General features: G+C 70.8%; 14 protein-coding genes. 5 read left to right on the forward strand and 9 right to left on the reverse strand.

Features of this window, described 5'->3' with window-relative positions:
- Window positions 1-59: 59 nt before the first annotated feature.
- On the reverse strand, window positions 60-3,017 hold the full coding sequence (locus tag JAP66_RS24985) for a UPF0182 family protein (protein WP_199434284.1): 2,958 nt from the start codon (window positions 3,015-3,017) through the stop codon (window positions 60-62).
- A 155-nt stretch (window positions 3,018-3,172) separates the two neighbouring features.
- Here JAP66_RS24985 and JAP66_RS24990 point away from each other — a divergent pair, with 155 nt between their 5' ends.
- Window positions 3,173-3,757: a PPA1309 family protein gene (locus JAP66_RS24990; protein ID WP_199434285.1), complete on the forward strand. Its 585-nt coding sequence runs from the start codon at window positions 3,173-3,175 to the stop codon at window positions 3,755-3,757.
- A gap of 311 nt (window positions 3,758-4,068) precedes the next feature.
- Here JAP66_RS24990 and JAP66_RS24995 read toward each other — a convergent pair whose 3' ends face one another.
- Complete coding sequence (locus tag JAP66_RS24995) at window positions 4,069-5,070, reverse strand: YlbL family protein (protein WP_199434331.1); 1,002 nt, start codon at window positions 5,068-5,070, stop codon at window positions 4,069-4,071.
- Between the two features lie 241 nt (window positions 5,071-5,311).
- On the opposite strand from JAP66_RS24995, the gene JAP66_RS25000 reads away from it, so the two are divergent.
- A complete protein-coding gene (locus JAP66_RS25000) occupies window positions 5,312-6,757 on the forward strand; it encodes a zinc-dependent metalloprotease (protein ID WP_199434286.1) in 1,446 nt (481 codons plus the stop codon).
- Between the two features lie 16 nt (window positions 6,758-6,773).
- Here the strand turns inward: JAP66_RS25000 and JAP66_RS25005 are convergent, their stop codons facing one another.
- Window positions 6,774-7,349 (reverse strand): M48 metallopeptidase family protein, encoded by a 576-nt coding sequence (locus JAP66_RS25005; RefSeq protein WP_210770619.1) that lies wholly within the window; start codon window positions 7,347-7,349, stop codon window positions 6,774-6,776.
- Between the two features lie 163 nt (window positions 7,350-7,512).
- Here JAP66_RS25005 and JAP66_RS25010 point away from each other — a divergent pair, with 163 nt between their 5' ends.
- From JAP66_RS25010 to JAP66_RS25020, 3 genes are all read left to right on the forward strand, one after another.
- Complete coding sequence (locus JAP66_RS25010; protein WP_199434288.1) at window positions 7,513-8,547, forward strand: ThiF family adenylyltransferase; 1,035 nt, start codon at window positions 7,513-7,515, stop codon at window positions 8,545-8,547.
- Window positions 8,548-8,665: 118 nt separating this feature from the next.
- Window positions 8,666-9,967, forward strand: coding sequence for an ABC1 kinase family protein (locus JAP66_RS25015; RefSeq protein WP_210770620.1), 1,302 nt, complete (start codon window positions 8,666-8,668; stop codon window positions 9,965-9,967).
- 301 nt (window positions 9,968-10,268) lie between these two features.
- Window positions 10,269-11,123: a hypothetical protein gene (locus tag JAP66_RS25020; RefSeq protein ID WP_210770621.1), complete on the forward strand. Its 855-nt coding sequence runs from the start codon at window positions 10,269-10,271 to the stop codon at window positions 11,121-11,123.
- A gap of 40 nt (window positions 11,124-11,163) precedes the next feature.
- On the opposite strand, the gene JAP66_RS25025 is transcribed toward JAP66_RS25020, so the two are convergent.
- The 6 genes from JAP66_RS25025 to JAP66_RS25050 all read right to left on the reverse strand — a co-directional run bounded on the left by JAP66_RS25025 (window position 11,164) and on the right by JAP66_RS25050 (window position 15,605).
- Window positions 11,164-11,346, reverse strand: a complete 183-nt coding sequence (locus JAP66_RS25025; protein ID WP_199434333.1) for a hypothetical protein — start codon at window positions 11,344-11,346, stop codon at window positions 11,164-11,166.
- On the reverse strand, window positions 11,343-12,233 hold the full coding sequence (locus JAP66_RS25030; protein ID WP_199434290.1) for a methyltransferase domain-containing protein: 891 nt from the start codon (window positions 12,231-12,233) through the stop codon (window positions 11,343-11,345). The genes JAP66_RS25025 and JAP66_RS25030 overlap by 4 nt, the downstream gene beginning before the upstream one ends.
- Window positions 12,234-12,307: 74 nt before the next feature.
- Window positions 12,308-12,565 (reverse strand): hypothetical protein, encoded by a 258-nt coding sequence (locus tag JAP66_RS25035; RefSeq protein WP_199434291.1) that lies wholly within the window; start codon window positions 12,563-12,565, stop codon window positions 12,308-12,310.
- Window positions 12,562-12,927 (reverse strand): WhiB family transcriptional regulator, encoded by a 366-nt coding sequence (locus JAP66_RS25040; protein ID WP_199434292.1) that lies wholly within the window; start codon window positions 12,925-12,927, stop codon window positions 12,562-12,564. The genes JAP66_RS25035 and JAP66_RS25040 overlap by 4 nt, the downstream gene beginning before the upstream one ends.
- 125 nt (window positions 12,928-13,052) lie before the next feature.
- Window positions 13,053-13,331 (reverse strand): hypothetical protein, encoded by a 279-nt coding sequence (locus tag JAP66_RS25045; protein ID WP_199434293.1) that lies wholly within the window; start codon window positions 13,329-13,331, stop codon window positions 13,053-13,055.
- Window positions 13,332-13,517: 186 nt separating this feature from the next.
- Window positions 13,518-15,605: an ATP-dependent DNA helicase UvrD2 gene (locus JAP66_RS25050; protein ID WP_199434294.1), complete on the reverse strand. Its 2,088-nt coding sequence runs from the start codon at window positions 15,603-15,605 to the stop codon at window positions 13,518-13,520.
- Between the last annotated feature and the right edge of the window lie 37 nt (window positions 15,606-15,642).

A 15,642-nucleotide genomic window follows, 5' to 3' on the forward strand; every position in this document is an offset into this window, starting at 1 on the left:
CCCACCTTACGCCCAGGTTTCTCCTGGGCGCAAAGTGGGTGCCCGGCACGTTACCGGCGTCACCCGCCGGAGTTCTGCAACTCCTGGTAGCGCTTGGCCGCGGCGTCGAGCTCGGCCAGCGCGTCACCCTGCTGGCCGAAGTCACCCGACTGCTGGGCCGACCGCAGCTTCTCCAGCGCTGCCTGGATGTCGGCGATCGCCTGGTCCATCTCGGGGCTGCCTTCGCCACCGCCGTCCTGCGGCGGCTGCTGCGTATCCGTCTCGGTCCCGTCCTCGGGCGGCGGGGTCTGCTCGCCCTCACTGCCGTCCGGGTCGTCGGCACCCTGCGCGGGACCGGTCGCCGCATCGCCGGTGCCCTCGCCGAAGACCTGGTCGAGCGCGCCGTTGAGGGTCGAGTCGAACCCGATCTTGTCGCCGAACGACACCAGGACACGGGCCAGCTGCGGGTAGCTCTGCGCGTTGCGCTGCTGGATGTAGATCGGCTCGACGTAGAGGAAGCCGCCCGCCACCGGAAGGGTGAGCAGGTTGCCGTACATGATGTTGACGCTCTGGTTACCGAGCAGCGTGCGGTCCTGGGTGAACCGCGGGTTGCTCTGGAACCGGTTCTGCACCTGCACCGGGCCGTCCAGCTGGATGCTGCCGTCGGTCGGCAGCTTCAGCACCTGCATGTCCCCGTAGCTGCCCGGGTCCGAGGACACCGAGACCCACGCCGACAGGTACTGCCGGGCGAGCGGGGTCAGCGCGCTGGTCAGCTGGAAGTTGGGGTTCTGCTGGCCCGGTGCCTGCGCCAGCACGTAGTACGGCGGCTGCTTCGCGGCGTCCGTGTTCGGGTCGAGCCCGCCTTCCGTGGTCGGATCCTGCGGGACGTTCCAGAACGTCTGCGTGGAGTAGAACTCCTGCGGGTTCTCCACGTGGTACTTCGTCAGCAGCTCGCGCTGGACCTTGAACATGTCCTCCGGGTAGCGGAAGTGCTCGCGCAGCTCCGGCGAGATCTCCGAGCTCGGCTTGACCATGCCGGGGAAGACGCTCTTCCACGCCTTGAGCACCGGGTCCTGGTCATCCATCGTGTACAGCTCGACGGTCCCGTCGAAGGCGTCCACGGTGGCCTTCACCGAGTTGCGGATGTAGTTGATCTCGTTGTCCTGCTGCCGCGCGACGCCGCTGAGCGAGTCCTGCGTGGCATCGCCCAGGTTGGTCTGCTGGGCGTACGGGTAGTTGTTGAGCGTGGTGTAACCATCGACGATCCACTTGATCTCCCCGTCGATCACGGCGGGGTACGGGTCACCGTCGACCGTGAGCCACGGCGCCACCTTCATGACGCGGTCGCGCGGGTCACGCTCGTACATGATCCTCGAGCCATCGCTGATGGCATCGGAGAAGAGGATGTTGCGCTCGCCGTACTGGGCCGCGAAGACGGCGCGGTTGAACCAGTTGTCGATCGGCACACCGCCCTGGCCCTGGTACAGGTAGCTGCGGTCGGTGGCGGTGTCGTACTCGCCGGGCGCCTGCCCCTCCTGACCGCCGACGATCGCGTAGTCGGTCGCCAGCTCGCCGAAGTAGATGCGCGGCTCGTCGACGTGGATTCCGTGCGCCCCCTCGGGGTCCTGGGTGTCACTGGTTCCCGCCAGGGGGTAGCCACCGTCGCTGTCGGCGCCCTCGATCGCCCGGTCGATCGTGTTGGCCGGGGCGGCGACGAACCCGTTGCCGTGCGTGTAGACGAGGTGGCGGTTGATCCACGTCCGCTGGTTCTCGCGCAGGCCGTCCGTGTTGATCTCCTTGGCGGCGACGATGTAGGCCTGCCGATCGTCGTCGACGGAGTAGCGGTCGATGTCGAGCTTGTCCGGGAAGCCGTAGAAGTTCTCCCGGCCGACCCGCTGGGTGAACGTCGGGCTCAGCACGTTCGGGTCGAGCAACCGGATGTTCGGGATCGTCCCCTGGTCGCTGCGTACTTCGCTCGGGCTCGCCTCCGACTCACCCGTGTAGTCCTTGTACTGGACATCCTGCAGGCCGAACGCGTGCCGGGTCGCATCCATGTTGCGCTGGATCGACTGCGCTTCCTTCTCGTTGGCGTTCGGGCGCACCGAGAACTGCTCGAGCACCGCGGGCCACGCGACCCCGATGATGATCCCGGACAGGATCAGCAGCACCAGCGCGATCGCCGGGAGCTGGAGGTTGCGCAGGAAGGCGCCGACGAAGAACGCGACGGCGCAGAAGATCGAGATGCACAGCAGGATCAGCTTGGCAGGCATCACCGCGCTGAGGTCGGTGTACGTGGCGCCGGTGAACAGCGGCTCGTTGCGGTCCGACAGCAGCAGGTAGTACCGGTCGAAGAAGTACTCGGCCGCCTTGAACAGCACGAACACGCCGAGCAGGACGGAGAGCTGGACCCGCGCGGCGCCGGAGACCTGGCCGCCCCGGCCCGCCAGCCGGATGCCGCCGAAGAGGTAGTGCGCGAGCAGCGCGCCGATGAAGGCGACGACGACGGCGACGAACATCCAGCCGAGCAGCCAGGTGTAGAACGGCAGGTCGAAGACGTAGAACCCGATGTCGTGGCCGAACTCGGGGTCGGTCCTGCCGAAGCTGGTGCCGTTGAAGAACAGCTGCACCCGCCGCCAGTCGCCCTGGGCGGAGGCCCCGGCGATCAGGCCGGCGAACACCGGGATGCCGATGCCGAACAGGCGGACCCGCGCGACGACCGTCGAGCGGTAGCGCGCGAGCGGGTCGTCGGCGCCGGTGACCGGGACGAACACCGGCCGTGTCCGGTAGGCGATGGCAAGGCTCAGCGCGAGCGTCCCGCCGACGAGTACCGCCGCGGAGAAGAAGAGGGCGATCCGCGTGAGCAGGATCTTGGTGAAGACGCTGCGAGCGTCGACCTCACCGAACCACAGCCAGTCGACATAGGTATCCAGCAGTCTCGCGCCGAGCAGCAGGGCCAGCACGATCACACCCGCGAGGATGAGCAGAATACGGCTGCGCCGGGACAGCTTCGGCAAGCTGACAGGGGGCCGAGTGGCCACTGCGCACACTCCTGTGGTCGAAATCGGTTCTCGGGGGCCGCCAGCGTCGCGAGCGTCCCTGGATACATAACTCTACGGATAGCCGTCCGAGTTCCCGAAAGGCCCCAAACCGGACGTGCATGTCCCGTCCGGCGAGACCCTGCCACGATAGGCCCATGACGGAGAGCGAGAACCGGGCGACGGCTCCGAGTGTGGCCGCACTGGCCCGTGAAGTCGAGGAGTTCGTGGCGACCGCCGGGTGGGACCAGCAGCCGCAGCTGTTCGCGCTCGTACCGACCGGCGAGCTGCTGCGCCAGCAGCCCGAGCTGGCCGGCCAGCTCGACGCGAGCAGCGCGCTGACACCGGTCGCCCAGGAGGGGCTGCCCGAGGGGGATCTCGCCGAGGCACTCGGCCGGATCGCCTGGCCGGAGACCGTGCACGGCTGCGCACTGGCGCAGGAGATCATCGTGCTGCCCCCGGACGCCGAGTCGGAGCTGCCGGACACCGGCGACGCGGCGGACCCCGAGGACGCGGAACGGCTCCGGCGGGCCGCCGCCGACCATCCCAGCCGCACCGAGGCCCGACTGGTGGCGGCCGTGCTGCGCGACGGCCCGGGGGCGTGCGTGATGCGGCTGCGCGGCACGGGCTCGCCGGGCGGGGAGAACCAGGACGACCAGGACGACAGCGTCGAGGAGATCATCGAGCACCCGGACCTCGCGCCGAACCTGCTCGACGCGCTCCGGACCACCCTGCTTCCGTAAGAGAGCCTGTCCCTGATCCCACGGAGGCGCGGCGTTGTGCCTGGTCACCTCTCGTGAGTGCGCACGCGAGTTAGAACTCGGTTCCTCACTCACGACCGGCGACCTGCGAAAACAGGCCGCTCTGGTTCGTTCCAGCAGGTTCGAGGACAGCCTCTACGGCTACCCCGCGGGCCCGCCCGCGCCAGGCGGGGGCTCAGCAGATCGGTACCGGCTGCCNCGACCTGCGAAAACAGGCCGCTCTGGTTCGTTCCAGCAGGTTCGAGGACAGCCTCTACGGCTACCCCGCGGGCCCGCCCGCGCCAGGCGGGGGCTCAGCAGATCGGTACCGGCTGCCCGGCTTCCAACTTCTCCAGCGCGCTGATCGCACCGTCGAGGTCGGCCACCTTCACCAGCTTCAGCCCTTCCGGCGCGGCGGACGCGGCCTCCGCACAGTTGCGCTGCGGAACGAGGAACGCCGACGCGCCGGACTCGCGGGCGGCGACCAGCTTGAACGAGATCCCCCCGATGGGGCCGACCCGGCCCTTCTGGTCGATCTCGCCGGTTCCGGCCACGTGCTCGCCCCCGACCAGGTCTCCCGGGGTCATCCGGTCGACGATGGCGAGCGCGAACATGAGCCCGGCCGAGGGGCCGCCGACGTCCTCGAGGGAGATGTCGACCTCGAACGGCACGTCGGCCCGGTCGATCGGCTGGAAACCCACGAAACCCTGCGGCTCGCTCGGGTGCTCCGCGAGCGTGACCGACTCGGTGCGTTCCGGCCCGTCCTCGTGCCGGAACGTCAGGGACACCGTCTGGCCGGGGCGGGTGTCGGCCAGCGCCGCACGCACGTCGTCCTCGTTGCCGATCTCCGTGCCGTCCACGGCGAGCAGCCGGTCGCCCGGGGAGAGCACCTGGTCGGCCGGGCTGCCCGACACCACTTCCTTGACCAGCACCTTCACCGGGTAGCCGAGCGTGCGCAGCGCGGCGACCTGGGCGTTGCTCTGCGAGTCCTGGAACTGCTTGACGTTCTCCCTCCGGACCTCCTCGTCGGTCTCGCCGGGCCGGAAGTAGTCCTCCCGGGGAGCCAGCGCATACCGGCCGCTGGCCCAGCGGCGGAGCCCGTCGAACAGGGTCACGTTGTCGACCAGCGAGACCGTGGTCATCCGCAGCTCACCGGTGGTCGGGTAGGTCCGTTCCCCCTCGATGGTGACGACCTGCCGTCCGTCGACCTGCCCGAGCGTGTCGTACGTCGGTCCAGGGCCGAGCGCGACGTAAGGCACCCGGACGAAGGCCCCGAGCAGCCCGAACGCCAGGACGAGCAGGCCGCTGAGCACCAGCGTCCAGCCTCTCCGGCTCAGTCTCGGCCTCGACTCGTCAGGGGCATCCGAAACCGTCGCGGACTCCGGCTCCCGTTCAGGCTCGGCACCAGCCTGCCTGACTCCTCCACCTGATGCGTTGTCGCTGGACTCGCTCACAGCACGACAGCGTACGGTGACGTGACCGGGCGATCGCGCAGGCCATGCCGCCACATCCGCAACGGGGCGGCCGCCCGCAGGCACGTCCGCGTACGGTGGTGATATGAGCAACCCACCGTTCGGTTTCGGAGGCCCCGATCCCGACAAGCGTCGTGACAACGAGTCCGGCGGCGAGCAGCAGCCTGGTTCGGGCGCCGACGCGTTCAACCAGTTGGGTCAGATGCTCAGCCAGCTCGGGCAGATGCTCAGCCAAGCGGGCAGCTCTTCGGGCCCGGTCAACTACGACCTGGCCAAGCAGATCGCCATGCAGCGGCTTTCCAGCGGAGGTTCGTCCCAGCTGGGCTTCACCGTCGACAACAAGCCCGCCGACGCGGCCGTCCGGGACTCCGCGCATCTCGCGGAGCTGTGGCTGGACACCGCGACGATCCTTCCCGCGGGCGCGAGCACGACCGTGTCCTGGACATCCCGGGACTGGGTCGAGAAGACGCTGCCGACGTGGCAGCGGCTCTGCGACCCGGTGGCGAAGCAGGTGTCCGGCGCATGGATGGAGGCGCTACCGGACGAGGCCAAGCAGGCGGCCGGTCCGCTGCTGTCGATGGTCGGCCAGATGGGCGGCATGGCGTTCGGCTCCCAGCTCGGCAACGCACTGGCGGAGCTGGCCTCCGAGGTGCTGACCTCCACGGATGTCGGTCTCCCCTTGGGCCCGGCCGCGACCTCGGCGCTGCTTCCCGCGAACATCGAGAAGTTCACCGAGGGCCTTGAGCGCCCGAGCAGCGAGGTGATGGTCTTCCTCGCCGCGCGGGAGGCCGCACACCAGCGGCTGTTCGCCCACGTCCCGTGGCTGCGGCAGCGGCTGCTGGCGACGGTCGAGGAGTTCGCGCACGGCATCACCGTCGACACCTCGGCGCTGGAGCAGCTCGCCGGTCAGGTCGACCCGAGCAATCCCGCGAGCATCGAGCAGGCCATGTCGTCCGGACTGCTGGAGCCACAGACCACACCCGAGCAGCAGGTCGCCCTGAACCGGCTGGAGACGCTGCTCGCCCTGGTCGAGGGCTGGGTCGACGTCGTCGTAGCCGACGCGGTCGGTGACCGGCTGCCCGGCGCGGACGCGCTGCGGGAGACCCTGCGGCGCAGGCGCGCCACCGGCGGGCCTGCGGAGCAGACGTTCGCGACGCTCGTCGGTCTGGAGCTGCGGCCGAGGCGGATGCGGGCGGCGTCGGCGCTGTGGAAGCTGGTCGGGGACCAGCACGGCATGGAGCAGCGCGACGGGCTGTGGTCGCATCCCGACCTCATGCCGACCGCCGAGGACCTCGACGATCCGATGGAGTTCTCCGAGCGGCTGGGGCGCTCGGGCGAGACCGGGGACGGCCTCGACCCGATGGCCGAGCTCGAGCGCACCCAGCGGGCCGAGGCCGAGGAACGGGCCGAGGCCGACGCAGGCGATTCCGGTGAGGCCGGCGAGCGCGCCGACGACACCGGCGACGACACCGGCAAGGATGACGACACCGGCAAGGATGACGGCACCGGCAAGGGCGAGACCGGCACCTGAGCACCGCGGCTCGCGGTCAGTCCACCGCGTCGATGTCGGTGATGCCGAGACCGGCGGCGGAGGACAGCCCTTCCAGGTAGCCGATGGCGCGCTCCGTCTTGGGGTAACGCCGGACCAGCGCCCAGAACTTGGCGTTGTGCCCGGCGACCCTGAGGTGGGCGAGCTCGTGCACGAGGACGTAGTCCAGCACCCACGACGGGACGTACCGTAACCGCTCGCTCACCCGGATCGTGCCGTCCGCCGGGGTGCACGAGGCCCAGCGCGTGCGCATGGGCGGCACCCAGCGCACGCTGGTCGGCGTCGCCGTGGCGTCGAGGTAGCGCTGCGAGAGCTCCGCGCACCTCGCCAGCAGTGCCTCGTCCGAGGCGCGCGCGGGCGAGGCCCGCCTGCTCTCGGTGCGCTGGAGCTTTCGTTGCATCTCGACGACCCAGTGTTCCTCCTCCGCCCTGCTCATCGTCGCGGGAATGAGCACGACGAGCTTGTCGCCTTCCCGGTAGGCGGTCACCGTGCGACGCCGGCGCGCGCTTCGCCGGACCTCGACCTTGTCCTGAGGGACTGACGGCTGGCGCGCGTTTCTGTCCCGATTCCTCAACGAGGGCACCCGTGCTTCGGCCACCCACCCACCGTAAGGGCAGGGACCGACATCGAGGAGGGTCGCGGCACTACCTGGCTGAGTTGTCCACAGTTCGATCTGCCTGTGGACAACTGGGATGAGGCGAATGCACGCGCAGCGATGCACCGTCACTGTGGGCTACATGAAGAACTCGCCGCCCGAGAGGGCGCTGCCCCGGCGACCGCGCCTCCTGCCGGGTCTCGACGTGTTCGAACGCCGCACCGACGAGGTCCAGATCGGTCTCGACCCACGGCATGCCGTGGTGGCGACCGGCCTGCCACCCGTGCTGATGGACCTCCTGCGCGGGCTCGACGGAAGCCGGAGCACCACCTCGCTGCTCGCGCTCGCCGAGGGCGGGCACGCGGAGCGACTGCGTGATCTGCTGACCGGGCTGGCCGAACGGGGTCTCATCGAGGAGGCCGAGCCGGCGGCGGCGCCGGACACCCGCTCCGGCGAGCCGGAGCTGTGGTCACTCAACGTCGGCAGGCGCCGGCGCGACACGCTGTCCCGGCGGGCACGATGTGCGGTCCTCGTGCACGGCGGGGGCCGGCTGGCCGTCGCCGTGGCCACACTGCTCGCCGCGGCGGGCGTGGGGCACATCGATGCCGTGGCGGCGGGCACGGTCGGCGCCGACGATCTCGGCTCGGGACACCTCGATGCCGATGTGGGGCTTCCCCGGCGGCGTGCGATCACCGAGGCCGTGCGAAGAACCAGCGCGGCCACCCGGACGGGCCGCCTCCGGGGTGACCGCCGTCCCGACCTGGTGCTGCTCACCGACGCGGTCGTCCCCGCCCCCGAGGTGATCCGAGACCTCACCGCCGACGGGCTACCGCATCTCGCCGTACGGGTCCGGGACGGCATCGGCATCGTGGGGCCGCTCGTGCTGCCCGGCCGCAGCAGTTGCCTGCGCTGCGCCGACCTGCATCGAACGTCGCTGGATTCCTGCTGGCCACGCGTCGCCGGCCAGCTCGCGGGCCGCTGCCAACGCGCTGACCTCAACAATGTGCAGGCGACCGCCGCACTCGCAGCCGGGCAGGCACTGCGCTTCCTCAGCCCGGAGGACTCACCGCCGCCCACCTGGAACGGAACGCTGGAGATCGACTCCTACGCCGGCACGGTACGGAGGCGGGAGTGGCCTGCCCACCCGGACTGCCGGTGCGGCGCCAAGCGGCCGTGAATCCGGCCGCGGTGGCGAATGCGGTGGCGGCGGTCGCTGCGCGGATCGTGATCGGCAAGGCAGAATCGCCCATGTGACAGAATTCCGCGACTCGATCGACGACCGGGCCGAATCGGCGATGCCCCGCGGCCAGGCCATGCGGACCGCCAAGCTGGCGAGCCTTCCCCTGGGGATCGCCGGCCGCGCCGTCGGGGGCTGGGGCAGGCGGCTGACCGGGCAGAGCGCGGAGGAGGTCAACGCGGCGCTGTCCGCGAGGGCCGCGGAACAGCTGTTCGAAGTGCTCGGCACGCTCAAGGGCGGTGCCATGAAGTTCGGGCAGGCGCTGAGCGTCTTCGAGGCCGCCGTACCCGACGAGCTGGCCGCCCCGTACCGCGAGGCGCTCACGAAACTGCAGACCGCGGCACCGCCGATGCCGCCGAGGCAGACCCGCCGGGTGCTCGCCGAGCAGCTCGGCCGATCCTGGGCCGACCGATTCGCCCGCTTCGACGACGAACCCGCCGCCGCCGCCAGCATCGGCCAGGTGCACCGGGCCGTCTGGCACGACGGCCGCGAGGTCGCGGTCAAGGTCCAGTACCCCGGCGCCGACGAGGCACTGCACAGCGACCTGCGGCAGCTGCAGCGGTTCAGCCGGCTGTTCCAGGCTCTCGCGCCGGGCACCGATGTCAAACCCCTGCTGTCCGAGCTCGCCGCACGGATGAACGAGGAGCTCGACTACCGGACCGAGGCGGCGAACCAGCGCGGCTTCGCCAGGGCGTTCGACGGCGACGACCAGGTCCTCATCCCGAAGGTCGTGGCCAGCGCGCCAAAGGTGATCGTCACGGAATGGGTGGACGGGACCCCGCTCGCGACGATCATCAAGGAGGGCGCCGTCGACCAGCGCAACGAGGCGGGCCGGCTGCTCGCCGAGTTCCACTACTCCTCTCCCGCTCGGGCACGCCTGCTGCACTCGGACCCGCACCCTGGCAACTTCATGCTCCTGAACGACGGCCGGATGTGCGTCATCGACTTCGGGGCGGTCGCCCGGCTGCCGCAGGGAGCACCGCCGATGTTGGGGGTCATCATGCGGCTCGCGCTCGAGGGCCGCTCCACCGAGCTGCTGGATGCGCTGCGTGCCGAGGGCTTCGTCCGGCCGGACAGCGAGCTCGACGCGGACGACGTCTACACCTACCTCCTTCCGTTGATCGCTCCGCTCACCAGCGACCGGTTCCACTTCACGCGCCGGTGGGCACAGAAGCAGGCGCTGCGCATGGGCGATACACGCAACCAGGACTTTCACACGGGGCGGTCGCTGAACCTCCCGCCGAACTGGCTGCTGATCCACCGCGTGACCGCCGGGGCTGTCGGGATCCTGTGCCAGCTCGACGCCGAGCTGGCACTGCGCTCCATTGTCGAACGGTGGCAGCCCGGCTTCGCGGCGTAGGGGACGGCAACCGCCCGGTTGTCCACAATCCGGGCCCCGGCCGCGCCGACGTGCCGTTCGCACGGCCGAGTTGTCCACATTTCCCGGCGATGGCTCCCACGGACGGTGGGCCCGAGCCACTCTCGGAATCGTGACCACAACGACCAGCGCGGCAAGGACCGCACCCAGAACCGATCCGGCCGGTGCCGCCGGCGGCGGCCGCGACAGCGCCGACAGCAACAGCAGCGACCACAGCGCCGACCTCAACCACAGCGACCACAGCGACAACATCGTCACAGCCGCCCAGCTACGCGCGGCCGGCATGTCCGACCGGGCCATCGCGACGCGTTGCCGGCCGGGCGGGCCCTGGCGGCGGCTGTTGCCGGGAGTCGTCATGCTCGCCCCCGGCGAACCGACCCGGCGCCAGCTGCTCCGTGCGGCGACCAGCCACTACGGCAGCGAGGGCGTGCTCACGGGCATCGACGCTCTCGTCGCCCACGGCCTCGACCTGCCCAGTCCCCGGACCGTGCACGTGCTCGTGCCCGCGTACCGGCGCATCCTGCCGCCCGACTTCGTCCTCCTGGAACGGACGGCGCGGCCACCGGAGCCCACACTCATCCGGGGACTGCCCTTCGCGCCCGCGGCTCGGGCGGCACTCGACGCGGCCCGGCGGGAGAACGACCCCGACCGGCTTCGCGATCTGCTGACGCTGCCGGTCTACTACGGGCTGTGCTCTCTCGACCAGTTGCGCGCGGAGCTCGAAGCCGGCAACCAGCGAGGATCCGCCGCGGTGCGCGCGGAGCTGCGCCGCCTCGCCACGAACAGCGACACCTACGTGCACGGTGCGGCCCGGCAACTCGTGCTGCGCTCGCCACTGCCGCCGCCGCGATGGGGCGCAACCGTTTGCGACCTGCGCGGACGGTCGATCGGCGCGGTCGATGCGTGGTGGGACGAGCTGGGGATGGGATGGCAGTTCGGGACGCCCGCGGAGGGCGAGACGGGCCGGCTGACGCATCTCGCACTGACCGCCGCCGGTGTGGTCCTGCTGCGCACCTCTCCGCAACGCCTGCGCTCCGACGGAGAGAACGTCATCCGCGAGCTCGCGAGGGCGTTCCGCACGGCCGCGCTGCGACCCCGGCCGCCGGTGCAGTGCGATGTTCCGGGAGTGGCGGCATGACCGGCGCGGAGCCGCCGTACCCGGCGCGGAGCCGGGAGGCTCACCAGTATTCGACCGGCAGCTTGCTCTCGATGTCACGCACGTGCCTGCTCGCGCAGCGCGGGCAGAGCCAACGTGCCCGGCCCTGGTCGTTCTCGCGGACCCAGGTGAGCGCCCGCATCTCGTCTTCGGGGTCCTGCCGGTCCCCGCAGACCGAGCACATGACCGCCGCCTGCCCGCTCACGGCAGCCGCCCGTGATGAACGGTGCGCGCGAAAAGGAGGAACACGTCGTCGCGGGCCCCCAGGTACTCCGGCCACCCAGGGTCGAGCAGGCGGCGCACGGCAGCACGATCCAGGTCGCTGATCCGCTCGCCGGTGACCTCCGCCAGCCAGGCGAGCCGCTCCGCGGCGAAGTCCCGCACCGTGGAGTCTCCGGGAGCAGGATGGTCGATCAGGTAGCTGAACGAGCCGGTTTCGGTGAGACCGGCGCGGTCCAGCGCGGTTGTCCAGCCGTAGGGCATCGGTACGGCGTCCGGGATCGTGGCGCGGAGTTCGGCGAACCAGTCGTTCCGGGCAGCGTTCAGGCGCTGTTCGAGGCCGGGCTCGCCAACGCCGACGTCCCAGGGCAGGCACCGGGTTTCCAGCCCGCCCTCGGCCACGGCGAGCCGGCCACCGGCACGGAGCACACGGGCTAGCCGCGCGATGGCAGCCTGCTGGTCAGGAAGGTGGTGCACCACGGCGGATGCCCAGATCAGGTCGGCCGGCGGCACCATCTCGTGCAGGTCCACGGTCCCCACGTCGGCCACCACGGTCTCAACGCGCACCTCCGCTGCGGTGGGCGTCGGCATGGCAGCCGCTGCGACGGCCGCCTCGCTCGCGGCGGCGAGCAACTCGTCCACCGCGTCCACCAGGATCAGGGTGCCGCCGCCACGCCGGCGCAGAGCGGCTGCGAGCGCGGCGCTCATTCCACCGGCGCCGCAGCCGACGTCGATCACTGTGGCACTGTCCGGCAGATGCTCGGTGATGCGCGCGGCGACCGACGCCAGACACTCACGTTCGAGGAGGTCGAGCCTGCGCATGGCGGAGAGCCGCGCCGCCCAGTCAATGTCGTCGTGCGTATGTGCTGACACGACGAACATTCAACACCAGCGAGCACGCGCGGATCGCGGGCGAGCGGCAATCGCCACCCGCCCGCGACCCGGGCTCACCGCCTGTAGTGGCCGGATCTGTTCTCCGCCCAGCGGGCGATCCGGTCCCAGCGGCGCGCGGCACGGGCCCGGCGGGCGTGCCGCCGCCCTTCGACGGCCTGGTGCATCTCCCGTATTCGAGCTCTGGCGAGCTCTTCGTAGATCAACATTCGGGTGTTCCCCTCGAAGCTGGTCGGCACGGTGCCCGGTCGATCGAGCGGTGCCGGGATGGTGGTGTGCGGTGTGTACTGGCCGGTGCTGGTTCCCGTGGTCATGCCGCGCTCCGTTCACTCATCGATGACTCGCCGACTGGGGTCTTGCGCGGACGTCCGCGTGGTCTCTTCCTGGCCACAACGGCGCCACGTTCGAAGATCTCGCCGCCCCAGACGCCCCAGGGCTCACGCCGGTCCTGCGCGCCCGCGAGGCAGGCGGCCCGTACCGGGCAGTCGGCGCACAGCCGCTTGGCCCGTTCCAGCTCGGCCGGGCTCTCAGCGAACCAGAGGTCCGCGTCGCCCGATCGGCACGGCAGCTCGAGGTCCGGTGCGGACACCGCATCGAGCAGCTCACCGACACCTGTACTGCCGGCGAGAACGTCGGGTAACGCCCCCTCTGACGCGAAGGCGGTTGCCGATGGCATTTCCCGTTCTCCTTAGTGTTTGTCAGGTCTTCCCTGCTGGTCTGTTCTTCCTGAGACAGCACAAAGGCCGCGGATCCGATGTACGGTTCCGCGGCCTTTGTGAGCCTGTTCTCCTGACGGGAGGGTCAGGGGCATCTCTCACGTGGGTACGACGGAACCAGGGACCTACGGTCCTGCTTGCGGATCGGCCGCTTGACGGCCAGCGGTCGGAGCTCCGGGTTCATGTCCACGGCATCGCCGGTGGCGCTGCCGCCGAGCGCGCGCACGCGGTGAGCGTGCACAAGGTTCTCGGCATACTGACCAACCCGGGAAACGCCGGCACCCCAGTGCCCGGCCGTAACCATTTCGGTAGCGATGAACGACGGGGTGCCGGCGACTCCGATGAACTCGTTGAGCTTCATCACCGACACCACCTCTCTCGCGTCCAGCGGCCAGCCGGAGATCCAGCGGCCGAAACGGATGCTTCCACCCAGTACGTGCAGGCTATTGTTCCTGGGCACGGCACCGCAACCGATTTTCCAGAAAATCGCCCCGAAGGGGGCGAAGAAGCCCTGAGCTGGGCTTATGCTGCCGGCGCGGTGGCCGCCCGGTTACGGGCCGTCAGCCCCGCGCACCACGGCCAGCACCTCGGCGCCGAACCGTTCGAGCTTGGTCGCTCCGATACCCGAGATCGAGACGAGCGCGCTGTCGTCGGTGGGGCGCTGCTCGGCGATGGCCACGAGCGTGGCGTCGGTGAAGACGACGTAGGCGGGCACCTTGAGCTGGCGGGCCCGCTCGACGCGCCACTCCCTGAGCCGCGCCAGCAGGTCTTCGTCCAAATCGGCCGGACAGGTGGCGCAGCGCCCGAGCTTGACCTCCATGGTCGCGGTGAGCGCGCCGCCGCACACCCGGCAGCGCGCCTTGGGCCCGGACGATTTCGGCTGGGGCCGCGCGAGCTTCGCGGCCGGATGGTCTTCCGGCATCAGCCCGTGCAGGAAGCGGCTGCGCCTGCGGTTGGGACGGCCGCCGGGGGTTCTGGACAGCGCCCACGTCAGCGACAGGTGCTTCCTGGCCCGCGTGACACCGACGTAGAACAGCCTGCGCTCCTCCTCGACGGCGTCGCCGTCACCGCTCGCGCGCTGGATCGGCACCGTGCCCTCGGCGAGACCGACGAGGAAGACGGCGTCCCATTCCAGCCCTTTGGCGGCGTGCAGCGAGGCCAGCGTGACGCCCTCGACGGTGGGCGGATGCTGCGCCGCGGCGCGGTGTTCCAGCTCGGCGACGTAGCGCGCCAGACCCGCGCCTTCCGTGGTGGCGGCGAGTTCCTCGGCGAGCTCCACGAGCGCGAGCAGCGCGTCCCACCGTTCCTTCGCGGCACCCCCCGCGGGCGGCGACTCCGTCAGTCCGGCACCGGCAAGGACCTGCCGGACGCGCGGCACCAGCTCCCCGTCCGGCTCGGCGGCGGCGGCCGTCCGCAACGCCGCCATGGCCTGCCGGATCTCCCGCCGGGCGAAGAACCGTTCCCCGCCGCGCACGAGGTACGGGATGCCCGCTTCGGACAGCGCCTGCTCGTAGGCCTCGGACTGCGCGTTGACGCGGTACAGCACGGCGATCTCGCTCGGAGGCACTCCGGCGTCCAGCAACTCGCGGATCCGGGCCGCCACGGCGGCGGCCTCGGCGGCCTCGTCGTCGTGCTCGCCGAACCGCGGGGGCGGCCCGTCGGGCTGCTGCCCGACGAGGCGCAGCCGCGAGCCGGCAGGCCGGCCACGGGCGGCACCGATCACCTGGTTGGCCAGCGACACCACCTGCGGGGTCGACCGGTAGTCCCGTTCCAGGCGCACCACGGTGGCGTCCGGGAAGCGCCGGGTGAACTCCAGCAGCGGGCGTGGCGACGCGCCGCCGAAGGAGTAGATGGTCTGGTTCGCGTCGCCGACCACCGTGAGGTCGTCCCGGCCGCCGAGCCACGCGTCGAGCAGCCGCTGCTGCGCGGGCGTCACGTCCTGGTACTCGTCGACGATGAAGCAGCGGTACCGGTCGCGGAACTCCTCGGCGACCGCGCTGTGCTCCTCCAGTGCCGCCGTCGTGTGCAGGAGGAGGTCGTCGAAGTCGAGCAGCCGAGCGTCGTTCTTGAGCTTCTCGTACATCCGGTAGAGCTCGGCGAGCCGCGCGGCGGGTTCGGGAATGTCGCGGCTCAGGCGCCCGGCGACCGCCGGGTAGTCGTCCGGGCCGACGAGCGAGGCCTTCGCCCATTCGATCTCACTCGCGAGGTCGCGCAACACCTCGATCTCGGTGGGCATGCCCAGCCGGTTGGCGGCCTGCCCGACGAGCCGCAGCTTGTTCCCTTCGAGCAGGTCCCACTGCCGGTCGCCCACCACGCGAGGCCAGAAGTACCGGAGCTGGCGCAGGGCGGCCGCGTGGAACGTCCGCGCCTGCGCTCCCTCGACGCCGAGGCGACGCAGCCGTGCGCGCATCTCCCCCGCCGCGCGTGCGGTGAAGGTGACGGCGAGGACCTGGCCCGCGGCCACATGACCGGAATCGACCAGGTAGGCGATGCGATGGGTGATCGTCCTCGTCTTGCCCGTGCCCGCACCCGCGAGCACGCAGACCGGGCCGCGGGGGGCGCACGCCACGGCCCGCTGCTCGGGGTCGAGCCCCTCGAGCAGGCTCGGCCGGAGCTTCGATTGACGTGCGCTGCCCACGGCCGCATCCTCGCAGAGGGGACCGACAGGTCCACGC

The sequence above is a fragment of the Qaidamihabitans albus genome (genome assembly GCF_016464705.1).
Taxonomy (GTDB): domain Bacteria; phylum Actinomycetota; class Actinomycetes; order Mycobacteriales; family Pseudonocardiaceae; genus Qaidamihabitans; species Qaidamihabitans albus.

Bases quoted from the DNA above. Each gene is read 5' to 3' on its own strand.
- JAP66_RS25000 (WP_199434286.1), top strand. From the start codon at position 5,312: ATGAGCAACCCACCGTTCGGTTTCGGAGGCCCCGATCCCGACAAGCGT.
- JAP66_RS25035 (WP_199434291.1), bottom strand. From the start codon at position 12,565: ATGACCACGGGAACCAGCACCGGCCAGTACACACCGCACACCACCATC.
- JAP66_RS25015 (WP_210770620.1), top strand. From the start codon at position 8,666: ATGCCCCGCGGCCAGGCCATGCGGACCGCCAAGCTGGCGAGCCTTCCC.
- JAP66_RS24990 (WP_199434285.1), top strand. From the start codon at position 3,173: ATGACGGAGAGCGAGAACCGGGCGACGGCTCCGAGTGTGGCCGCACTG.
- JAP66_RS25020 (WP_210770621.1), top strand. From the start codon at position 10,269: ATGTCCGACCGGGCCATCGCGACGCGTTGCCGGCCGGGCGGGCCCTGG.
- JAP66_RS25040 (WP_199434292.1), bottom strand. From the start codon at position 12,927: ATGCCATCGGCAACCGCCTTCGCGTCAGAGGGGGCGTTACCCGACGTT.
- JAP66_RS25010 (WP_199434288.1), top strand. From the start codon at position 7,513: ATGAAGAACTCGCCGCCCGAGAGGGCGCTGCCCCGGCGACCGCGCCTC.